The organism is Sphingomonas sp. QA11, from assembly GCF_028473665.1.
In the GTDB taxonomy this organism is placed as follows: Bacteria; Pseudomonadota; Alphaproteobacteria; order Sphingomonadales; family Sphingomonadaceae; genus Sphingomonas; species Sphingomonas phytovorans.
This window is the reverse complement of record NZ_CP098774.1, coordinates 2,578,258-2,598,241: the sequence shown is the minus strand read 5'-3', so window position 1 is coordinate 2,598,241 and position 19,984 is coordinate 2,578,258. Positions and strand designations below refer to the sequence as shown.

Annotated in this window: 20 protein-coding genes and 1 tRNA gene; 12 read left to right on the top strand and 9 right to left on the bottom strand. The window is 65.7% G+C overall.

All coding sequences use genetic code 11. The annotated features are described in order from the left end of the window. Window positions 1-7 precede the first annotated feature (7 nt). The 4 genes from NDN01_RS12130 to NDN01_RS12115 all read left to right on the top strand — a co-directional run bounded on the left by NDN01_RS12130 (window position 8) and on the right by NDN01_RS12115 (window position 5,110). Window positions 8-1,654 carry an alpha/beta hydrolase gene (locus tag NDN01_RS12130; RefSeq protein WP_272627737.1) on the top strand — a complete coding sequence of 549 codons (1,647 nt, stop codon included), beginning with the start codon at window positions 8-10 and terminating at the stop codon, window positions 1,652-1,654. A gap of 160 nt (window positions 1,655-1,814) precedes the next feature. Continuing rightward, on the top strand, window positions 1,815-2,405 hold the full coding sequence (locus NDN01_RS12125) for a helix-turn-helix domain-containing protein (RefSeq protein WP_272627735.1): 591 nt from the start codon (window positions 1,815-1,817) through the stop codon (window positions 2,403-2,405). 222 nt (window positions 2,406-2,627) lie between these two features. Then, the gene (locus NDN01_RS12120) at window positions 2,628-4,058 is read left to right on the top strand and encodes a serine hydrolase domain-containing protein (RefSeq protein WP_272627733.1); all 1,431 of its coding nucleotides are present in this window, start codon (window positions 2,628-2,630) and stop codon (window positions 4,056-4,058) included. Window positions 4,059-4,189: 131 nt separating this feature from the next. Continuing rightward, window positions 4,190-5,110, top strand: coding sequence for a M14 family metallopeptidase (locus NDN01_RS12115; protein ID WP_272627731.1), 921 nt, complete (start codon window positions 4,190-4,192; stop codon window positions 5,108-5,110). 84 nt (window positions 5,111-5,194) lie between these two features. On the opposite strand, the gene NDN01_RS12110 is transcribed toward NDN01_RS12115, so the two are convergent. The 5 genes from NDN01_RS12110 to NDN01_RS12090 form a co-directional block, all read right to left on the bottom strand. Continuing rightward, window positions 5,195-6,613: a M20/M25/M40 family metallo-hydrolase gene (locus NDN01_RS12110; RefSeq protein WP_272627729.1), complete on the bottom strand. Its 1,419-nt coding sequence runs from the start codon at window positions 6,611-6,613 to the stop codon at window positions 5,195-5,197. A gap of 289 nt (window positions 6,614-6,902) precedes the next feature. Then, window positions 6,903-7,832: a class I SAM-dependent methyltransferase gene (locus NDN01_RS12105; RefSeq protein ID WP_272627727.1), complete on the bottom strand. Its 930-nt coding sequence runs from the start codon at window positions 7,830-7,832 to the stop codon at window positions 6,903-6,905. 67 nt (window positions 7,833-7,899) lie between these two features. Next, the gene (locus NDN01_RS12100) at window positions 7,900-8,058 is read right to left on the bottom strand and encodes a hypothetical protein (protein WP_272627725.1); all 159 of its coding nucleotides are present in this window, start codon (window positions 8,056-8,058) and stop codon (window positions 7,900-7,902) included. Window positions 8,059-8,072: 14 nt separating this feature from the next. Continuing rightward, window positions 8,073-8,294 carry a hypothetical protein gene (locus tag NDN01_RS12095; RefSeq protein WP_272627723.1) on the bottom strand — a complete coding sequence of 74 codons (222 nt, stop codon included), beginning with the start codon at window positions 8,292-8,294 and terminating at the stop codon, window positions 8,073-8,075. 208 nt (window positions 8,295-8,502) lie between these two features. Continuing rightward, window positions 8,503-10,074 carry a vWA domain-containing protein gene (locus tag NDN01_RS12090; protein WP_272627720.1) on the bottom strand — a complete coding sequence of 524 codons (1,572 nt, stop codon included), beginning with the start codon at window positions 10,072-10,074 and terminating at the stop codon, window positions 8,503-8,505. A 210-nt stretch (window positions 10,075-10,284) separates the two neighbouring features. Between NDN01_RS12090 and NDN01_RS12085 the strand changes: the two genes are divergently transcribed. Then, window positions 10,285-10,611, top strand: a complete 327-nt coding sequence (locus NDN01_RS12085) for a DUF962 domain-containing protein (RefSeq protein WP_272627719.1) — start codon at window positions 10,285-10,287, stop codon at window positions 10,609-10,611. Here NDN01_RS12085 and NDN01_RS12080 read toward each other — a convergent pair whose 3' ends face one another. The 4 genes from NDN01_RS12080 to NDN01_RS12065 form a co-directional block, all read right to left on the bottom strand. Next, window positions 10,612-10,971 carry a type II toxin-antitoxin system VapC family toxin gene (locus NDN01_RS12080; protein ID WP_272627717.1) on the bottom strand — a complete coding sequence of 120 codons (360 nt, stop codon included), beginning with the start codon at window positions 10,969-10,971 and terminating at the stop codon, window positions 10,612-10,614. 29 nt (window positions 10,972-11,000) lie between these two features. Then, window positions 11,001-11,273: a type II toxin-antitoxin system VapB family antitoxin gene (locus NDN01_RS12075; protein ID WP_272627715.1), complete on the bottom strand. Its 273-nt coding sequence runs from the start codon at window positions 11,271-11,273 to the stop codon at window positions 11,001-11,003. Between the two features lie 230 nt (window positions 11,274-11,503). Next, window positions 11,504-11,579, bottom strand: a tRNA-Thr gene (locus NDN01_RS12070). Between the two features lie 32 nt (window positions 11,580-11,611). Further along, on the bottom strand, window positions 11,612-12,967 hold the full coding sequence (locus tag NDN01_RS12065) for a hypothetical protein (RefSeq protein ID WP_272627713.1): 1,356 nt from the start codon (window positions 12,965-12,967) through the stop codon (window positions 11,612-11,614). Window positions 12,968-13,080: 113 nt separating this feature from the next. Here NDN01_RS12065 and NDN01_RS12060 point away from each other — a divergent pair, with 113 nt between their 5' ends. From NDN01_RS12060 to NDN01_RS12030, 7 genes are all read left to right on the top strand, one after another. After that, window positions 13,081-14,073 carry a cysteine synthase A gene (locus NDN01_RS12060; protein WP_272627711.1) on the top strand — a complete coding sequence of 331 codons (993 nt, stop codon included), beginning with the start codon at window positions 13,081-13,083 and terminating at the stop codon, window positions 14,071-14,073. Window positions 14,074-14,098: 25 nt separating this feature from the next. Next, complete coding sequence (locus tag NDN01_RS12055) at window positions 14,099-14,443, top strand: hypothetical protein (protein WP_272627709.1); 345 nt, start codon at window positions 14,099-14,101, stop codon at window positions 14,441-14,443. Between the two features lie 342 nt (window positions 14,444-14,785). Further along, on the top strand, window positions 14,786-15,286 hold the full coding sequence (locus tag NDN01_RS12050; RefSeq protein ID WP_272627707.1) for a division/cell wall cluster transcriptional repressor MraZ: 501 nt from the start codon (window positions 14,786-14,788) through the stop codon (window positions 15,284-15,286). Continuing rightward, window positions 15,283-16,233 carry a 16S rRNA (cytosine(1402)-N(4))-methyltransferase RsmH gene (gene rsmH, locus NDN01_RS12045; protein ID WP_272627705.1) on the top strand — a complete coding sequence of 317 codons (951 nt, stop codon included), beginning with the start codon at window positions 15,283-15,285 and terminating at the stop codon, window positions 16,231-16,233. The genes NDN01_RS12050 and rsmH overlap by 4 nt, the downstream gene beginning before the upstream one ends. After that, the gene (locus NDN01_RS12040; RefSeq protein WP_272627703.1) at window positions 16,233-16,841 is read left to right on the top strand and encodes a hypothetical protein; all 609 of its coding nucleotides are present in this window, start codon (window positions 16,233-16,235) and stop codon (window positions 16,839-16,841) included. Before rsmH ends, NDN01_RS12040 begins: the two co-directional genes overlap by 1 nt. Next, window positions 16,838-18,565, top strand: coding sequence for a peptidoglycan D,D-transpeptidase FtsI family protein (locus tag NDN01_RS12035; protein ID WP_272627702.1), 1,728 nt, complete (start codon window positions 16,838-16,840; stop codon window positions 18,563-18,565). The genes NDN01_RS12040 and NDN01_RS12035 overlap by 4 nt, the downstream gene beginning before the upstream one ends. After that, window positions 18,562-19,977 (top strand): UDP-N-acetylmuramoyl-L-alanyl-D-glutamate--2,6-diaminopimelate ligase, encoded by a 1,416-nt coding sequence (locus NDN01_RS12030; RefSeq protein ID WP_272627700.1) that lies wholly within the window; start codon window positions 18,562-18,564, stop codon window positions 19,975-19,977. The genes NDN01_RS12035 and NDN01_RS12030 overlap by 4 nt, the downstream gene beginning before the upstream one ends. The last annotated feature ends 7 nt before the right edge of the window (window positions 19,978-19,984 follow it).

Sequence of the window (19,984 nt, the reverse complement as noted above, 5' to 3'; positions counted from 1 at the left end):
GCGTCCGATGATGATCGTCGACTGGTTGCAGGTCATTCTGATGGCCGGGTTTATCGGCTGCTGGCTCTTCTGGCGCGACCAGCGGCGGCGGCCGGTGCTGTCGGCGCTGGCGATCGCGATCATCGCGACGGCGATCTGGGGGATTGCGATCGATCGCTGGCAGGTCGGCGGCTGTGTGCTGTTTGGCCTGCTGGCGCTGTCAGCCATCGGGGCGTCGCGCTGGCGGGCGGCGCGTGCCGAAAAGGCCGGGCGTCCGGCAAGGCCCTGGCGCTTGCCCTGGGTGACGGGGCTGTTGTGGCTGTTCCTGGCGCTGCCCCTGTTGTTTCCGGTCTGGATGTTTCCGGTGCGGCCGCTGCCCAGGCCCGACGGCAAATATGCGGTCGGCGTGCGCACCTTCGAGCTCGACGATCCTTCACGCAAGGGCGTCTCCGGCGTTCCGGCCGACCAGCCGAGGCGGTTGCTGGTGCGCATCTGGTACCCGGCGGGCGACGTCCGCGGGATGAGCCCTCGCCCCTATTTGACCAGGGCCGAAGCCCATAGTTCGGCTCGTGCGATCGGGGAGGCCGTGGGTTTCCCGCTGCTCTTCGATCATTTGCGGCACGTCATGTCGAATGCCTATGAGGATGCGCCGCTGGCGCCAGGCGCCCATCAGCTTCCGGTGCTGTTCTTCAGCCACGGCTATATGGCATTCCTGGCGCAGAACAGCGCCTTGCTCGAGCAACTGGCGAGCCACGGCTACATGATCGTCTCGATCCAGCATGCCGGCGACTCCGGCGCCACGATGTTTCCCAATGGCGATGTGATTCCGATGGAGCCGATGCCCCAGCGCAAGAAGTCGGACGGCAAGCCCGACCCTGTTCTTGTGAAGGCGGTTACCGGTGTAAGCCCCGGCGATCGCCTGGACGCGATGCTCAAGCTGCGTGCGGATGCCGTCAGGACGAACGACCGGATCGGCATGCGCAGCGCCACGACCTGGCTGGCGGACCGGCTGTTCGTGCACGACCAGTTGCAGAAGGGGGCGGTGCCGGCATCGGTCGCCCGGCTGGTCGCCGCCGGCCGCTATGACCGGGTGGGTGAATTGGGCATGTCGTTCGGCGGGGCAACGACCGGCGCGGTATGCATGGTCGACCGGCGCTGCGCGGCCGGCGTGAACCTGGACGGCACTGATCTTGGCTATGACGCCTTCGATCGCAATATGCCGGTGCCATTCCTGATGTTCCATTCGGATCCGCTCAATATATTCAAGCTGCTCGGCGCGCCGGTGCCGGCCGAGCCGCGTGGCAGCAACGAATTTTCCTATGAACGCTTCGCCGACGCCGGCCGCCTTCCTGATCTCCATCGCGTGATGCTGGTCGATTCGAAGCATGTCGGCATCACCGATTTCCCGTTGTTCATACGCCAGCCGCTCAAGGGAGTGCTGCTCGGCGGCGCGCCTGCGCGCGACCTGATCGACACGCAGAAGGACATGGTGCTGGGCTTTTTCGACCATTATCTGCGCGGTATCGATAACCACTTCCCGAAAGCCCAGATGGCCCGGTGGCCCGGCCGGCTGGTACCGATGAGCAGTGGCTATGTCGCTGACTGGTGGCGGACGAAATCAGCCGCCGAACAGGAGCAGTTGACCAGGCGGATCGACGCATTGCGGCGGCCCTGACCCCGCGCGGCGCCGGTCCGCGGGACGGGATAGGGCGCCCGGTCGTTCTCCATGCGAGAATGATGGCCGGGGGCTTTTGACCCTGGCGATATCGATAGCTATCCCGCAGAGAATTTTACGCTTCCTCATCCCAGGGAAGCGCAGGCGCCAAGGATTATCGATGGACGTTTCGCGTAAGCATGGCGAGCTGATGGGGCAGCGGATCAAGACGCTGCGCAAGTCGCGCAAGTGGAGCCTGGCGCAGCTCAGCGAGAAGTCCGGCATCCCGTTGTCGACGCTGTCAAAGGTCGAGCACGGTCTGCTGACGCTGAACTATGATCGCATCCAGCAAATCTCCGAAGCATTCGACGTCAGCTTTTCCGAATTCCTCTCGCCCGAGACGCCACAGGAAAGCGTGCGGGCCGCGCCGACGGGACGGATCAGCTGGGCGCTCCGTGGTTCCGGACTGCTGGTCGAGACCCAGAAATATAATTATCATTATTTGTGCAACGACTTGCGCGTCAAGGCGATGATACCGATCCATTGCCAGTGCAAGGCGCATACGCTGGAAGAATTTGGCGACTTGCTGCGCCATGACGCGGAAGAATTCGTTCTGGTCGTACAGGGGCGGGTCGAGATCCATACCGAATTCTACGAACCCCGGGTGCTCGATGTCGGCGAGGGTGCCTATATCGATAGCCGCATGGGCCACGCTTATCTCAATGCCGGGGAGGGCGAGGCCTGGATCGTCTCGGTCAATCTGAACGTATGATACGCCGCAGGCTTCGATTGCCATATGAGAAAAATTCTCTTGCAAGAGAATTTTTCCTATCCTACTGATATCCAAGCTTCACCACCGGGAGCAGCCCCTGAAACGGGCTGGCGGCCCATCGGGCGTTGCGGAATGACGATCGGGCAAAGCACCCCGGGGTCTTGAGGCTGGGAAACGCGGGCCGGCGATGCGCCGCCTCGCCATCGAATGTGGGAGCGGCCGATGCATTCTATTCTCCGTGGCGCGACGGTCTGTTCCGCCCTGATCGTCTGTTCGCAACCAGTCTCGGCCGGGTCGCCGCGATCCGAGCAGCCGCTGGACCAGCTTTATCCCAAGGTGCAGATCGAGGGGCGCGACTATTCCCCGCGTCGCCTTGCCGACGAGATGGAGCGGCTTCGCGTCCCGGGGATCAGCATCGTCTTCATCGACAAGGGGCGAATCGCCTGGACCGCGACCCGAGGCTGGGCGGACCGGGAGGCGCGCCGCCGGGTAAATGTCCGTACCCTCTTCCAGGCAGCCTCGATGAGCAAGGCAGTGACGGCCAGCGCTGCGCTGACGATGGTCGACGAGGGCAAGCTGGCGCTCGACCGGCCGGTCAATCAGCAACTGCGCGGATGGACGATCCCGGAGAACGACCTGACCGCTGGTCATCCCGTCACGCTGCGCCATCTGGTCACCCACCGGGCCGGACTCACCGTCTCCGGCTTCACCGGTTATTCGCCGGGGAAACCGCTGCCCGACCTTACCGCCATTCTGTCCGGCGCGGCGCCCGCCAACAACGTGCCGGTGGTCGTCAACGTCCAGCCCGGGTCGATCAACCGCTATTCAGGCGGCGGTTTCACGGTCGTGCAGAAGTTGATCGGCGATGTATCCGGCAAGCCGTTCGACGCGGTGATGAAGCAGCGCGTGCTTGCGCCGCTGGGAATGGCGGACAGCGGTTTCCTGCAGCCGCTGCCGCAGGCGCTCGTCGCTCGCGCGGCAACCGCCTACCTCTACCAGGGCGATCCGCTCGCCGGGCGCTACAATACCTATCCCGAGATGGCCGCCGCCGGGCTGTGGACCACGCCTAGCGATCTTGCCCGCTGGGTGATCGGGATCGAGGATGCCTATGCCGGCCGGCCGGGAGCGATCCTGCGCCCCGGCACCGCGCGGGCGATGCTGACGCCCGACAAGGACGGTTGGGGGCTGGGTGTGTCGGTCGCGGGCAGCGGGCACGATCTTCGCTTCTTCCACGGCGGCGCGAATTTCGGCTTCCGCGGCATGATGATCGGGCTGCCGGAGCGGCGGCAGGGCGTGGTCGTGATGACCAATGGCGATCGCGGTCAGGAACTGGCGGCGGAGATTATCCAGGCGATCGCCAAGGCCAATGGCTGGTCGGGGTTCGATCCGGTCAAGGTCGCCGGCGCATCAGTCCCGCCGGGCGATCTGCTTCGCTACGAAGGCGTTTACCGATCCAGTTCGGATTCCTGCCGGCTCGAGCGATCGCCGGCCGGGGATGCGCTGCTGGTTCTGATCGGCCCCGTGCAGATTGCGGAGCTGCTTCCGCTGGGCAACGGGCGATTTGTCGATTCCCAATCGGGGGTGGTGGCGACCCTCGGCGAACGGGAAGGGCGGATGGTTTTCGAAATTCGCGGGATTCCCCGCATCCGTTGAGGCGGCGGTCACGCGGCAGGGGCGAATGATTTGCCAATCGTCGATCGAGACGACTAGGCCGGGCATGCGCCCGGACCGACATTCCCGGCGCTGCAATCGAAGGGGCCGGAAGGCCGGTCAGTGAGAATGAGATGACGAACACCAGCTTCTACCCCGTGGGCACCCCCGGTCAGCCATGGAACGAGGATGACTTGAACCAGTGGCGGGCACGGCAATCGCGCCAGCGCCGCTATGACGAGGACGTCGTCCCGCGCATCGAGGCGCTGGCCGACCGGTACGAGAAAATCGCCTATGGCCGGCTCGACTATGCTGGCGAAACCTACACGCTGCTTGCCTTGCGCGACCGGCATGTCGACCCCGCGCTGCCCACCGCACTGGTGACCGGGGGCGTGCACGGTTACGAAACCAGCGGCGTGATGGGGGCGCTGGACTTCCTCGAGCAGCGCGCCGCCGCCTATGCGGGCAAGGTCAATCTACTGGTGGTGCCTTGTGTCAGCCCATGGGGTTATGAACGCATCAACCGCTGGAACTATGACGCGGTCGACCCCAACCGGAATTTCCGGGCCGATGGTCCGGCGCGGGAAGCCACCGCGCTGATCGAGCTCGTTGCCTCCGTGCACGAAACGTTCCTGCTGCATATCGACCTGCACGAGACCACTGACAGCGACGAGGGCGAGTTCCGTCCGGCTCTGGCCGCGCGCGACGGCAAGGCCTATGAGCCGGAAACCATTCCCGATGGCTTCTATCTGGTGGACGACAGCGCAAATCCGCAGCCGGGCTTCCAGCAAGCCATCATCGCCGCGGTCGAACGGGTGACCCATATCGCCCCGCCGGACGACAAGGGAGAGATCATCGGTTCGCCCGTGGTCGCGCACGGTGTGATCGAATATCCGCTGGCCGACTATGCGCTTTGCACCTCGATCACGGGTGCGCGCTACACGACCACCACCGAGGTCTATCCCGACAGCGCGACCGCTACGCCGGAGGAGTGCAACCATGCGCAGGTGACCGCCGTGTGCGCGGCGCTGGACTATGCGCTGGCGCAGGCGTGAACGGATCGCTGCCGCCCCGGTCAGGGGGCGGCAGCGGCTGTTTTCGACGCCCGAAGGCCGGTCTCGGATAGCCTGAGCCGGCGCCTAGCTGCCGCTGGCATAAGCCTTTACCAGGTCGAACAGGAAATCCCGCCCGACATAGACCGACCGCACTTCGCGCCGTTCGTTGAGGCCGTGGGCGCCGTTGCCGTCCGGGTCGCCCCAGCTTCCGGGCACGCCATAGGTCGGGATGCCGATCGGGGCGAGGTAGGTGGCGTCGGTGGCGCCGGGCGACATGGTGGGAATGAGCGAGACGCCCGGGAAATAGCGGGCGACGAGCTTTTCCGCCGGGCCCATGATCTTCGGGTCGAGCGGCGGCGGGACGGCGACCGGGCGGAGGCGGCCGACCATTGTGACCTTCGTCTTCGCATCGCCGATCGCCGCGATCAGCGCGGCGCGGGTCGTATCGCCATCCTCGCCGGGCACGATCCGGCAGTTCACCGTCGCCTTGGCGCGCTGCGGCAGCGCGTTCACGGCATGCCCCGCCTCGAGCATCGTCGCGACGCAGGTGGTGCGAAGCATCGAGTTGAAGGTGCGGTCGGCCGAGACGATCGCCTCTGCCGCCCGGTCGGCCGGGTTGGCGGCGAGCGCCGCCATGGCGCGGCCGGTCTCGTCGTTCCGCTCGGCGCCTGCCTTGGCGAAGAAGGCGCGGGTGGTGTCATTGAAGCGGACGGGGAAAGTGTAGGCGCGCAGCTTCTCGATCGCGTCGGCCAGTTCGTAGATGGCGTTGTCGTCGATCGGGATCGAGCTGTGGCCGCCGGGGTTGGTCGTCTCCACCTCGAAGCTGCGATTGGATTTCTCGCCGACCTGCATCGCCTGGGTGACGACCTTGCCATGCCCGTCGGTACGGCCGCCGCCGCCTTCGTTGAGGGCGAATTCGGCGGCGATCAGCTCGGGCCGGTTCTCCGCAAGCCACTGGGCGCCATTCATGCGGGCGCCGGATTCCTCTCCGCAGGTGAGGGCGAGCTTGATCGTGCGCTTGGGCTTGTAGCCCTGCTGCTTGAAGCGGATCAGCGTGTCGACCCAGGTCGCGACCATCGCTTTCATATCCGAGGTGCCGCGACCGTAGAAATAGCCGTCCTCCTCGATGAACTTGTACGGATCGCGCTGCCAGTCCTCGCGGCGGGCATTGACCACGTCGAGATGGCCGAGGAGCAGCATCGGTTTCGCCTTGGGCGACGTGCCGGGAAGTTGCGCGACCAGCCCGCCGTCGAGCGGGAAGCCGTCGGCCTTGAACAGGGTGAGCTGATCGTCGGTATAGCCGGCCGCCTTCAGCCGCGCGGCGAGTTTCTCCGCGGCGGCGGTGCAGCTTCCGGTGGAGACCGAGGTGTCGGTCTCGACCAGTTCCCGGTAGAGATCGCGGAAGGCGAGCTGGTCGGGGCGGGGGGCTTGAGTCTGGGCCGTGGCGCCGTGGGAGACGAACAGGGCGAGCGCGGTTGCGGCGGCTGTGGCGAGTGGTTTCATTGATGGTTCCCCCGGGGTTTTGAGCGGCAGGCTAAGGGGGCGGTTCGGGGGGTGTCAAACGCTTCCGGCTGGCGGTGGCGTTTCAAGCGTTTCGATGATTTCCGCCGTGCCGGACTTATTCCGGGGTGATGACGGGGGCCTAGACGCCCTTTCCGTTCGCGCCGCGCGGGTTCGGGCATGCCGGTGAGGGCGTACCGAGTCTCGAGGGGCGCGCGACGCGAACGGTCGGGGAGCGGCAATGGGACAAAGGCAGCAGCCTCAGCCTAGAGGGGCGGCGGTTGCCTTCATTCTACTCGGCCGGCCCGGCGAGCAGCAGGATATGCGCGGCGCGATCGATGAAGGTCGGATCGGTGGCGCAGAAATGTTCGAGGCGGGCGAGGCTTGCCTCGAGCGCCGGGTCCTCGGTCGCCGGATTCCAGTCGCGTTCGGGACGGAAACGGCTGTGGAAGACGTCGATGCCGGCTATCTCGCGGATCGCGCAGTGAGGGGCGAACAGGGCGCGGACCTCGCGGGCGCTGAACAGGTGAAGACCGAATTCGAGGTGGCGACCGTCGAGCAGGTCGATCTCGAGCCGGTCATGCTCATGGTCCTGGTGGAAATGCCGCGCCTTCTCCAGCCCCGAGATGAAGATCGACGGGAGGCTGCCGGTCGACCGGACGGTGGCGATCAGCGCGCCGTCGGTCACCCCGGCCAGCGCGCGTGCCACGGCGGGGTAGCTGGACGGCGCGACATGGTTGAGCACCCCGTAGAGGCAGAGCGCGATGTCGCAGGCATGGCGGCCCTCCTGTTCGAGCGTCTCCACTATGTCGCCGACGTCGAAGGTCAGGCCGATCCTCGGGTCGGTCGTGCGGGCGGCGGCCTGGTTGGCGAGGGCGATCATCGCCGGGGAGATGTCGATGCCGCGTCCCTCGATCGCGGTGAAGCCGAGATCGCGGGCGCGGGCGGCGGTGCGCAGCAGCCAGGTGCCCGGGCCGCAGCCGAGATCGAGGATACGGATGGCGTGGCGGCCCTGGGCGCGCAGTTCGATCAGGGTCTTGTCGATCCGCAGCCACAGCTCGCGATCGGCAAAGTCGTAGCGGCCGGAGAAACCGGACGATGCGTCGCCATCGGCATAGTCACGATAGTCCGTGCCGGCGGCGTCATAGGCGAGGGCGATTTCGACGCCGGCCGGGAGAGGGTCCGGGTCCGTGATGTCGTCGAACGCAAGGCGGGTTGCCATGGGTGGCTCCTGAAAGGGGGGATTCAATGATTGCCGGGGTCGCGATCAACCGGGCGGCGGAAGGGCCTCAGCGCCAGGGATCCCTGAATCCGAGGGTGATGTCGGGGTGGGGCGCCGGGTGCCGGCTGGGCGTGCGTATCGTGCGGAGGCGACAGAGCAGGGCGAGGCTCGTCAGGGCGAGGCCGATCAGGGCGATGACCAGCAGGCCGGTGGGATCCGGGGACATCGTCTTTCTCCATGTCAGGCCGCGAGGGTCGAGGTGAGCGGGTGGCTCGCGAGTTCCACCGTCGCGCCGGGAAAGGCATGGCGTTCGAGGCGGGCGAAATGGAGGGCCGCGTCGCGGGAGATGAACACGCCCTCGATCAGGCCGTGATTTTCCTGGACCATCCAGCGGCCGCGGCGATCCTGCCCGACCTGGAGGATATGGGGTGTCGCACCGGGATCGGCGGGACGGGTCTGCATCGGGATGCTCCTGCGCCGGCAAGGGGGCCGCCGACGATGGCGCGGCGCGTTGTCGTGCCGCGGCCCTCAGATAGGCGCGGGGGGCGTTAAGCTTCGACGGCGACCTGGGGGCATCGGCATAAGGAACGCGTAAAGATGAAGAGCGGCCGGGGTTGGACACATCCCCGGCCGCTCCCTGCTGCGACGATCGCGGCTGAGCTGGATCTCCCTAGCCGATCCAGCCCCGGCGCGACGCCGCAGGCACCTGCCCCGCCTCGGCGAGTTCAGTGAGCTTGATGAATTCCTGTCGCCAATAGCCGTCCGCATTACCGGCGAGGCGGCGGATATCGGCATAGCCGAGGTCGCCGAGCCGCGTGTCGCCGCGCAATTTCTGCCCGAAGGCGGCGACCGCGGTGGCAAAGGCCATGTCGCCCTGTGGCAGGGAATGGGTGGCGAGCTGGCGGGCATCGACCGGGCGTTCGATCAGGCGCGAGGTGTCGCCGTCCGGCAGTTTGTAGCGCAGGCGGACGAACGCCAGCTCGCCGTCCTGCCTGCCCGAGGTCTGCGCGGTGCGGCGGTTGTCGGTGTAGCGGCGGTCGGACATCCAGCCCTTCGTTCCGGCGGGCACGACCTCGTAGATCGCGGTGACCTGATGGCCGGCGCCAATGTCGCCCGCGTCGACCTTGTCGTTGTCGAAATCCTGCTCGGCCAGCGCGCGGTTCTCATAGCCGATCAGGCGGTACTGGCTGACATAGGCGGGATTGAACTCGACCTGGACCTTCACGTCCTTGGCGATGGTGAAGAGAGTCGAGGCGAGTTCCTCGGAGAGGACCTTCTTCGCCTCCATCGCGCTGTCGATATAGGCATAGTTGCCGTTGCCGAGATCGGCGATCGATTCCATCATCGAGTCGTTGAGATTGCCCTGGCCGAAGCCGAGCGTGGTGAGGGTGATGCCGTCGTCGCGTTCATGCTCGATCAGCGTCTCCAGCTCCTTCTGGTCGGTGATGCCGACATTGAAGTCGCCATCCGTGGCGAGGAGGATTCGATTGACGCCGCCCTTGATGAAATGCTCGCGGGCGATCGAATAAGCGAGCTGGAGTCCTTCGCCGCCGGCGGTCGAGCCACCAGCGCTGAGAGTGTCGAGCGCCGCCTTGATCTCCGACGGGTCGCTGGTTGAATCGAGCACCACGCCGGCCGCACCGGCATAGACGACGATCGCGACCCGGTCCTCGCGGCCGATATTGTCGGCGAGGGTGGATAGGGCGGATTTGACCAGGGGCAGCTTGTCCGGCTCGTCCATCGACCCCGAGACATCGACCAGGAAGACCAGGTTCGCGGCCGGGCGGCGCGCATAGGGAAGGTCATAACCGCGCAGGCCGATGCGCAGGATCTTCGTTTCCTGGTTCCAGGGCGATTGAGCGACGTCGGTGGTTACGCTGAACGGCGCCTCGCGGTCCGAGGGCAGGGGATAGTCATAGCGGAAATAGTTGATCATTTCCTCGGTGCGGACCGCGTCGACCGGCGGCTTCCGTCCCTGGGTGAGGAAGCGGCGGACATTGGCATAGGCGGCGGTGTCGACATCGACCGCAAAGGTCGAGACGGGCGCGTCGGCGACCATGTGCACCGGCGAGATGGCATTGGGTTTGTATTTCTCGCCGCTTGCATCGGGGGTGACCAGTCCAGCCTCGGCGGTGTCGCTCGCTTCATAGCTGGGCGTCGAATAATTGTTGCCGCCCGGCTTCGAACAGCCGGCCGTCACCGCCGCCAACGCGACGCAGCACAGGATCGTCTTGGACTTCATGACATGCTCCCTAGATGCTTGCCTTATTTGGGCCTCATTTTCGCCGTGTTTGTGTCACGGCTTTTTCGGGCTGGCAAGCGTTTTCCTATCTCATGAGGGGATATTGGATTCCGGCGGAAAACCGTACTTTCCGAGAGCTATATTCCCGCTCCGAAGGCGTGCCGAAATTATCGGTCGACATGCTTGGCCGCGACGCTAGCATCCCGACTCATGGTACAGCAGATCACCACTTATGCCGCATTCTGGCCTTATTATCTTCGCGAGCATGCGAAGCCCGAGACGCGGCGACTGCATTATGTCGGCACGGCGCTGACCTTCGTCTTCCTCGCGCTCGCGTTGACGAAGGGTGGCTGGTGGTGGGCGCTGGTGCCGCTCGCCGGATACGGTTTTGCCTGGGGCGCGCATTTCGCGGTGGAGAAGAACCGGCCGGCAACCTTCACCTATCCGCTCTGGTCCCTGTTCAGCGATTACCGGATGTTCTTCCTGTGGCTGACCGGGCGGCTGGGGCCGCATCTGCACGCGGCGGGGATTGTCTGATCAAAGGGCTGGGACGATATCAGTCCTGGTGAAATCGTCGCCTTTGAAGAGGAGCGGTTCGCCCGTCGCTTTCGCGAGTGCATAGGCGAAGCAATCGCCGAAATTGAGATCGGCGGCATGCCGGGTGCCTCGACCATATCGCCGATAGCCGTCATTCGCGATTGTCGCGATTTCCTTAGTTACAGCCTCAATCTGGACGTCGAAGCGTGCCAGCAACGTGTCGGCAGCCTCGCCAATCAACGCATCGCCCCCGCGCGTCGTGACCACCGTCAGTTCCAGCCAGGAACCGGCGGATATCCGCAAGCTCGTTGCCGTGGCCATCACCTCCAGAAAGGCTCTCGCCTCAGGCTCGTCTCGCAAGATCGCAATGATCGCCGACGTATCGACAATCACTTGAACGAGCCATCCTCATTATAGAGCAGGTCGCCGTGCGTCAGCGACAATTCCTGATCACGAAGCTCCGGTTTCCAATGGTCTTGCAAACCGCGAACGACCGCCATCGTTTCCTCGACGCGTGCCCGGCGCCGCGGCGGCGGCGTGCGAGCGCGCCGTTCCTGAAGGGCGATGCGTACCGCCTGGGTAACGCTCTCGCCCATTTCGGCGGCGAGTTCGCGGGCCAGCCTGACGGTTTCTTCGTCCTTGATGTTGAGCTGAACGCCCATGTTTCTACCTCCTAGGTGGAAAATTCTACCATGGGTACGCGGACGCGACAACGGCGAACTTAGGGGCGATGATCTAGCTTGCTTGCCCACACTACCGTGCGCGCCGCGCGCCGGCTCCTACAATTCGCATGATCGGCGACGCCTGGCTCGTGTCTTGAGGGCTCCAACGCCGCCACCGGCTGTCAAGTTGACCCAGCGTCTCGTATCGATACAACGGCGGGAGAATAAGGTGCCTCCCGAGCTGGGCTCGAACCAGCGTCCGGTCGGAGACGAGCCGACTGCTCTGCCACTGAGCTACCGGGGGGCACCTGACTTTTGATCTTTCGCGCGGTTGTCTGTCAATCGCCGAACAGCAGGTCGAAGAATCGCTTTCGTGGAGGTTTGCCGCTGAAAGCACCCATGTCACGAAGCAACGAGGCGAAATAGGGATTGTTGACCGTAACCCCATGGACAAGTTCGGGTGTCGGCTTTGCGGACGCCACGGCGCGACGCGACTGCGGCGCTGTCCAGCCGGCCTTGATCGGGTCGACGTCCTTTTCCGCGCAGGCGACCTCGACCTTTTCGCGGGTGCATTTCACCTCTCCGTGAAGCACCTCCCATGGTTTGGGGAGGGCCTGCCAGACCAAGGTATCGGGATGGATTCCGCCACCGGCGCTGCGGTGCCAATAAGCCACGTCCGCTGCCATCAGGCGCATGACCTTGCCGGGTAGCATCTGCTCGAACACCGGCTCCAGGCCGAGCGCGACGATCAAGGCCATCCAGTGATCGCGTGCTCGGTTCCATGCGGTGGCAAGCAGATTCCAGGTCGACGAATCATTGCCCCGCTTCACGATCATGCTGGCAAGATCGATGTCGGTGGTCCGGTACGCCGCCTCGAGCCGATCCGAAATCTCGTTCAGAATATCGAACCAGCGGCCGAGCAGCTGGCCTTTTTCGGCATCCGACAGATGCGAGAGTACGTCATGGCGCGGAAAGACATGGGCGATCGCATACCAGCGGGTCCGGGTATCCCGAGCGCACAGGTCGAGCAGGGCGGCCGCAAGATGATCGAATGGTTGTTGCTGACCACTGATCGTGAATTCACTACGCAGTTTCATGCGCGCTGCATAATAAGCGACAAAGGCTGCTGTCGGCGCATGGCCGCCGAGATCGCCCAAGGTCAGGTCGGGGGCGAGCGCGGCCTTGCCCAGCAGGACCAGGCGGTGGCGTGATTCCTCGCGCCTCAATGCTGCGAGCCGCCGTTCCAGGCGGGCGGCGACGCGGAACAGCTTCACATACCGGCGACGCGAGATATCGAGGCCGAGCGCGCCCCGCGCCTGCCGATTGTGTCGGTCATGCTTGAAGCTGGCCCGGCCGGGCTGCTTGCCGATCAACACGTTGAAGCGCGCGATGAAGGAATCGAGTGCGTCGGCATCGTCGGATTCCGGCAGTGCATTATCGAGAAAGAGCTGGGCCAGCTCGCGCGCTTTCGCGATCTGCCGGTCCATACGGTCCGGTGCGCGGAACACGCTGGCCATCGAGGACCAGCCGAAGCGTCGCGCCCCCGATCCCCGGATGATCTTTTGAAGCTCGGCCGTGAGCTTGCGATCCTGCGGCGGCGGCAGCGCGGATGCGATCAGCGCCGCCACCGTCTCCGGCGTGTCGCGCCTGACGAGCGTTTCGTGAAGCGCTTGAACGGGATCGGGCGTGGTCATCGGGCGCATCTTATCGGTGATCGGGCGAACTTGGCTATCGCGGAAGTGGTCGATCCTCCGACACAAGTTTCGCTTGCTTGCCCAGCAGGGGGTGGCGCTTCTATCTAGCGCCCATGCACACCGCCCCCAACACGCTCGCCCTGATCGGCAACACACCGCTCGTCCGCCTGAATGGCCCAAGCGAGGCCGCCGGCTGCGATATCTTCGGCAAATGCGAGTTCGCCAATCCCGGCGCCTCGGTGAAGGATCGCGCCGCCCTGTTCATCGTCGAGGATGCGGAGGAGCGTGGGCTGATCCAGCCGGGCGGGACGATCGTCGAGGGAACCGCGGGCAATACCGGCATCGGCCTGGCGCTGGTCGCCAATGCCAAGGGGTACCGGACGATCATCGTCATGCCGGAGACCCAGAGCCGCGAGAAGATGGACACGCTGCGCGCGCTGGGCGCCGAGCTCGTGCTGGTGCCGGCCGCCCCTTATTCGAATCCGGGTCATTTCGTTCACACCTCGCGCCGGATCGCGGAGGAGACGCCCAACGCGATCTGGGCCAACCAGTTCGACAATATCGCCAATCGCCGAGCGCATATCGTTGGCACGGCGGAAGAGATCTGGACTCAGATGGACGGCCGGATCGACGGGTTTACCTGCTCGGTCGGCACCGGCGGCACGCTGGCCGGCGTGGGGCTGGGGCTGAAGGCGAAGGACGAGGGCGTGTGCATCGCGCTCAGCGATCCATTCGGCGCCGCGCTCTACGATTATTACGCCTGTGGCGAGCTGAAGTCGGAGGGCAGTTCGGTCGCCGAAGGGATCGGGCAGGGGCGAATCACCGCCAATCTGGAAGGCGCGCCGATCGATACCCAGTTCCGCATCTCCGACGAGGAGGGACTTGAGTGGGTGACCCGGCTGCTCGACGAGGAGGGGCTTTGCCTGGGATTGTCGTCGGGCATCAACGTCGCCGGCGCGGTGCGGCTTGCCAGGGAGCTCGGCCCGGGCAAAAGGATCGCGACGATCCTGTGCGATACCGGATTCCGTTACCTATCGACGCTCTACAATCGGGCCTGGCTCGAGTCCAAGGGGCTGACCGTTCCGGACCGGCTGAAGCGCGAATAGCCGGGCCATCGACAAGACTCTTTTCATGCGTTACATTTATGCCACACGTATGAAAATCATGATTCAAGATCCGGCGCAGACGTCGCAACGGGTGAAGGTCGGCATGATCGGCCTCGCCGCGGTTCTGCTTCTCATCGGCCTGGCCGCCGCGATCTTCTCCACCGCCAACAGGGAGCGGCCCCTGGTTGTTGTCGGCGGCGCCCGTCCGGATGTGGTGGCCAATATGGCGGCCGGCAACCAGATGCTGCCGGTCGAAGGCGCGACCAGCGAGCCGCTGGCCGAACTCGGCGTCGCGCCGAGCGCCACGGCCGATCTCAACCTCGCCCAGGCCTCGCGCCGTGCAGAGCCTCACGCCGCGAAGACCAAATGAGTCCGATATCCCCTGTCAGGCCCACGGCGCCGACGGGGAGAATCAGGGAAAACATGGCCCAGCTCCGGGGCGATCCGGGGAAAACGCCCCCCAAGCCCCGAGATCCCAAGAACACACCGAGAACAGGTTGAAATGACTGCAATTAATTCCCCGGAGAATCGAAGATATTAGGGCATTTGCCCCGACTTTCCCCGGCTTTCCCCTTGAATCCCCGACTAACCCGAGTTAACCCTGTGCTGACAGGGGTAAACTCATCTCGCCTGCGCGACGTGGCGCTGGAGGGCGGCGAAGGCCGTCTTTCGAGGACGGGGGAGTCATGCCTGCTGGAGTTCGGGGTACGGCGTGGCGCAAAGGGCAGAATATCAGGGAGACGGACTTGGCCTTGTCGACGACAAGGGCCGGGTCGCGATCCCCGCTTCGCTCAGGGCCATCCTGGCTGCGAACAGCCCGCGTCCCGACGGCAAGGACGGCGGCACCGTCATCATCGGCGTCCATCAGAAGCACCCCTGCCTGATTGCCTATGACCCCGCTTATGTGCCCATCCTGAAGGCCAAGCTCGACGCGCGCGAAGAGGCCTACACCGCCGATGACGGCGAATATGATTACAATATCAAGCGCCGCGCGGCGCAGGGAGAGGCGACGCCGTTCGACGGCAGCGGCCGCTTCATCATGCCGGGCTTCCCGCGCTTCCACGCCAAGATCGGCGCGAACGCCTTCTTCTACGGCGTGTTCGACTATTTCGAGATCTGGGACCCCAAGACACTGATCGAGGCCGAGGGCGTGGCCGAGATGGTGAAGTCCTGCGCCCGCTACCATTGCCAGCTCAAGGGGATCGCGCTGTGAGCGACCCCGAGCCCCATATCCCCGTGCTGCTCGCCCAGGTCGTCGACGCGCTCGCCATTACCCCTGGCGAACGTCATGTCGATGCGACCTTCGGTGCGGGCGGTTATACGCGGGCGCTGCTCTCCCTCGGCGCCCGCGTATTCGCCTTCGACCGCGATCCCGACGCGATCGAAGGCGGGCTGGCGCTGGAGGCCGCATCGGATGGCGCGCTGACGCTGATCCCGACGACCTTCTCGGCGCTCGACGCCGAGCTGGAGGCGCGGGGCGCGACCCCGGTCGACGGCGTGACGATGGATATCGGCGTGTCGTCGATGCAGCTCGACCAGGCGGAGCGCGGCTTCTCCTTCCAGTCGGACGGGCCGCTCGACATGCGGATGAGCCAGGAAGGCGAGAGTGCGGCCGATTTCGTCAACCATGCCGACGAGGCGGTGATTGCCGATATCCTGTACCAATATGGCGACGAGCCCCGGTCCCGCAGGGTAGCGCGCGCGATCGTGGCGGCGCGGCCGATCAACCGCACCGGCGAGCTGGCGCAGGTCGTTCGCCGTGCGCTCGGGTACAAGCCGCACGACAAGAAGGATCCCGCGACCCGGACCTTCCAAGCGATCCGCATCCATATCAATCGCGAGCTGGGCGAGCTGGCGGACGGGCTGGCCGCGGCTGAGCGCGTGCTGAAGCCGGGCGGCCGGCTCGCGATCGTGACGTTCCATTCGCTTGAGGATCGGATGGTGAAGCGGTTCCTGCGCGAGCGCAGCGGATCGTTACCGGGACGATCCCGTCATCTTCCTGAATTGATGGTTAACGCAAAACCAAGTTTTGAGAAGGTCGGTCGCGCGGTGCGCGCCGACGATGCCGAGATTGCGCGAAACCCCCGCGCCAGATCGGCAACGTTGCGGACAGCGCTGCGGACCGATGCCGTGGCCTGGACTTCTGAAGGAGCGTTGTGATGCTTGCGTATGCTTGGAAAAGTCTTGGCTGGTTCCTGGCCGGCGTTGCCGTTGCTCTGGGTTTCCTGCTGGTGCCGTTGCAGGTCGCGGCCGAGCGCAAGAAGCTCGACAGGACGGTTGCGCTGATCGGCCAGGCGCAACGGGACATCCGCGCGCTGGAGACCGAGTTCGACACGCGCGCCAACCTCGCCCAGCTCGAGAGATGGAACGGCGACACGCTGCGCCTGACGGCGCCGGCGGCGGCCCAGTTCGTGTCCGACGAGGGGGCGCTTGCCTCGCTCGATCTCAACCAGGGCCATGACGCGACGATCCAGACCGCGTCGCTGGTCGTGCCGTCGCTGCCCGACGGCTCGACCATGCGCCCGGCGGCGACGCCCGCAGTGGTGACCCGTGTCGTGGAAACGGCCGCTGCCGCGCCTGTGGCTACCGCGCCCGCGACGGCCAAGTCTCGAGCGGCCGTCGTGGCGACCGCGGCACCTGTCCGCGAGCGTGCCGTTTCCGGCGGCAAGGCCCAGACGGTGGCGCTCCTCGACCACAAGCTGCTGAGCGATTCGACGATCGGCGACCTGTTCAGCGGCGCTCGTGCTGAATCGGGGCGGATGCGTTGACGGCACTCGTCGCCCGACCACAGCCGCAACGGCGCCTGACCGGCCAGCGCCATGCGCTGGTCGCGACGGCGCATGTGCGGCTGATGATGCTGATGCTGCTGCTCGCCGCCGGCTTCACGCTGGTGATTGGGCGGATCGCGATGCTCGGTTTCGTCTCCGAGCCTGCCAGCGCTCAGGGGCCGGTTTCGGGCTTGATGCAGCGCGGGGATATTCTGGACCGCAACGGCGAGCCGCTGGCGCGGACGATCGAGGCGTGGACGATCGGCGTGCACCCGGGCAAGCTGCTTGGCGATCGTCGCGAGCTGGCGGCGAAGCTTGCCGCGATCGTGCCCGGCCATGACGAGTCCTGGTATTATGCCAAGCTGACGTTGCCGGTGAATTTCACCTATCTCGAGCGCCACGCCTCGCCGGCGCTGGTCAACGCGATCCATGCGCTGGGCGAGCCCGGCCTTGCCTTCGCGCGGGAGCCTGAGCGGTTGTATCCGCAGACCACCATGGCCGCGCATGTGCTCGGCTATATCGGTCCGACGGGCGACGACAGGCGGATCATGGGCCGTGCCGGGATCGAACGCGCCTTCGACGACCAGCTGACGAGCCCCTCCACGCGCGCCACCCCGGTGACCCTGTCGATCGATAGCCGGGTGCAGGCGGCGATGGAGAGCGAGCTGGGCAGGGCGATGATCGCGTTCAAGGCGAAGTCGGCGACCGGCGTCGTGCTCGACGTCCATACCGGCGAAGTGATGGCGATGGTCTCGCTGCCAGTCTACAACCCGAACAAGATCGCCGGCACGAGCAGCGACGCGCTGCGCAACAACGTGACTCAGAGCGTGTACGAGCTGGGATCGACTTTCAAGCCGATCACGATGGCAAACGCGATCGAGACCGGCGTCGTGACCTCGATGGCGCGTCGCTTCGATGCGACCCAGCCGTTGCATGTAGGCGGCTTCACCATCCATGACGACCATGCGCAGAAGCGTTTCCTCGATATCCCCGAGGCACTGATCCATTCGTCGAACATCGTGACCGCGCGGATCGCCGACGAGATCGGCAAGGACCGTATGGCGGCGATGTTCAAGGCGATGGGCTTCGACACCCGCCCCGAGATCGAACTGCGCGAGAAGCAGAAGCCGATCTGGCCTGTGTTCTGGGCGCGCACCACGGTGATGACGACTGCCTATGGCCACGGCATCGCGGTGACGCCGCTTCACCTCGCCAACGCCTATGCGACGCTGGTGAATGGCGGGATCTGGCGGCCGACGACGTTGTTGAAGGTCGCCCCGGGCAAGGCGCCGGAGGGCCGCCGGGTGCTCTCCGAGGCGACCAGCGCGCGGATGCGCCAGCTCCTGCGGCTGGTCGTGACCCAAGGCACCGGCCGCAAGGGCGAGGCGCCCGGATATCGCGTCGGCGGCAAGACCGGCACCGCCGAAGTCGCGGGGGCGGGCGGTTATTCGAAGAAAACGAACGTCTCGACCTTCGCGGCGGCTTTCCCGATGGATGCGCCGCGCTATGTGGTGATCGCAATGCTCGACTCGCCTATCGGCAACGCCGAATCCTTTGGCCTCACCACCGCCGCCTGGACGGCGGCCCCGGTCGTGAGCCGTGTCATCTCCCGCACCGGCGCGATGCTTGGCGTGACGCCCGACAATCGTCGCGACGTCGATGTCTCCGAATTGCTGCCGCTGTTGTGGCATGCCCCGGGCGAGAACCCGGCGGACGCCGAATGAAGCTTGGCGCGCTGACCGGTGGAGCGGAGGACGCAACGGTCACCGGCTTCGCGATAGACCATCGCAAGGTGGCGCCCGGCACCGTCTTCGGTGCGTTCGAGGGCGCGCAGGTGAATGGCGAGGACTTCATTCCGGCGGCGATCGCCGGCGGCGCGATCGCGGTGGTGGCGCGGCCCGAGGCGCGGGTCGAGGGTGCCGCGCATATCGCGGATGCCAATCCGCGCAAGCGTTTCGCCGGGTTGGCCGCGCGCTATTTCGCTCCCTTCCCGCAGACCGCTGTCGCGGTGACGGGAACCAACGGCAAGACCTCGACCGTCGAAATGGCCCGGCAATTGTGGCGGATGGCGGGTTTCCATGCCGCGTCGATCGGCACGCTGGGCGTGACCACGGCTGACGACCAGGTCTCGACCGGGCTGACCACGCCGGACATCGTCACCTTCCTGTCGAACGTGGCGGGGCTGGCGCGCGAGGGCGTGAGTCATGTTGCCTTCGAAGCGTCGAGCCACGGCCTCTCGCAATATCGCACCGAGGGGCTGCCGGTCGCGGCCGCTGCCTTCACCAATCTCAGCCGCGATCATCTCGATTATCACGGTACGATGGAGGCCTATTTCGAGGCGAAGCTTCGGCTGTTCTCGGAAGTGGTGGTCGATGGCGGCGCGGCCGTGGTGTGGGCCGACGATCCCCATGCGGCGCGAGTGATCGAGATCGCGCGGGGACGAAGCCTTTCCGTGCTGACGGTCGGAACGCGCGGCGAGACGCTGAAACTGGTGTCGCGCGACCCGACCCTGCTCGGGCAGGGGCTGGTCATCGAGGCCGGGGCCAAGACGTACAAGGTGATGCTGCCCCTGATCGGTGCCTATCAGGCCGCGAACGCGCTGACCGCGGCGGGACTGGTGATCGCGACCGGCGGCGATGTCGCGCAGACGCTTGCGGCGCTCGGGCGGCTTCAACCGGTACGCGGTCGGCTCGAGCGCGCGGTGATCGCGCGGAGCGGGGCGCCGGTCTATGTCGATTATGCCCATACGCCCGATGCGATCGAGGCGGCGATCGCGGCGCTGAAGCCGCATGTCTCGGGACGGCTTATCACGGTGTTCGGCGCTGGCGGGGATCGCGACAAGGGCAAGCGCGCGCCGATGGGGGCGGTGGCGGCGACAATGTCCGACAAGGTCTATGTCACTGATGACAATCCGCGGTCGGAGGATCCGGCGGCTATCCGGGCGATGGTGATGGAAGGTGCGCCGGGCGCAACGGAGATCGGATCGCGCCGCGAGGCGATCGGCACGGCGATCGCCGAGGCGGGGCCGCAGGATATCGTGCTGGTCGCGGGCAAGGGGCATGAGCAGGGGCAGATCGTCGGCGATCTGGTGCTGCCGTTCGACGATGTCAGCGTCGCGCGGGAGATGGCGGCGTGAGCGACTA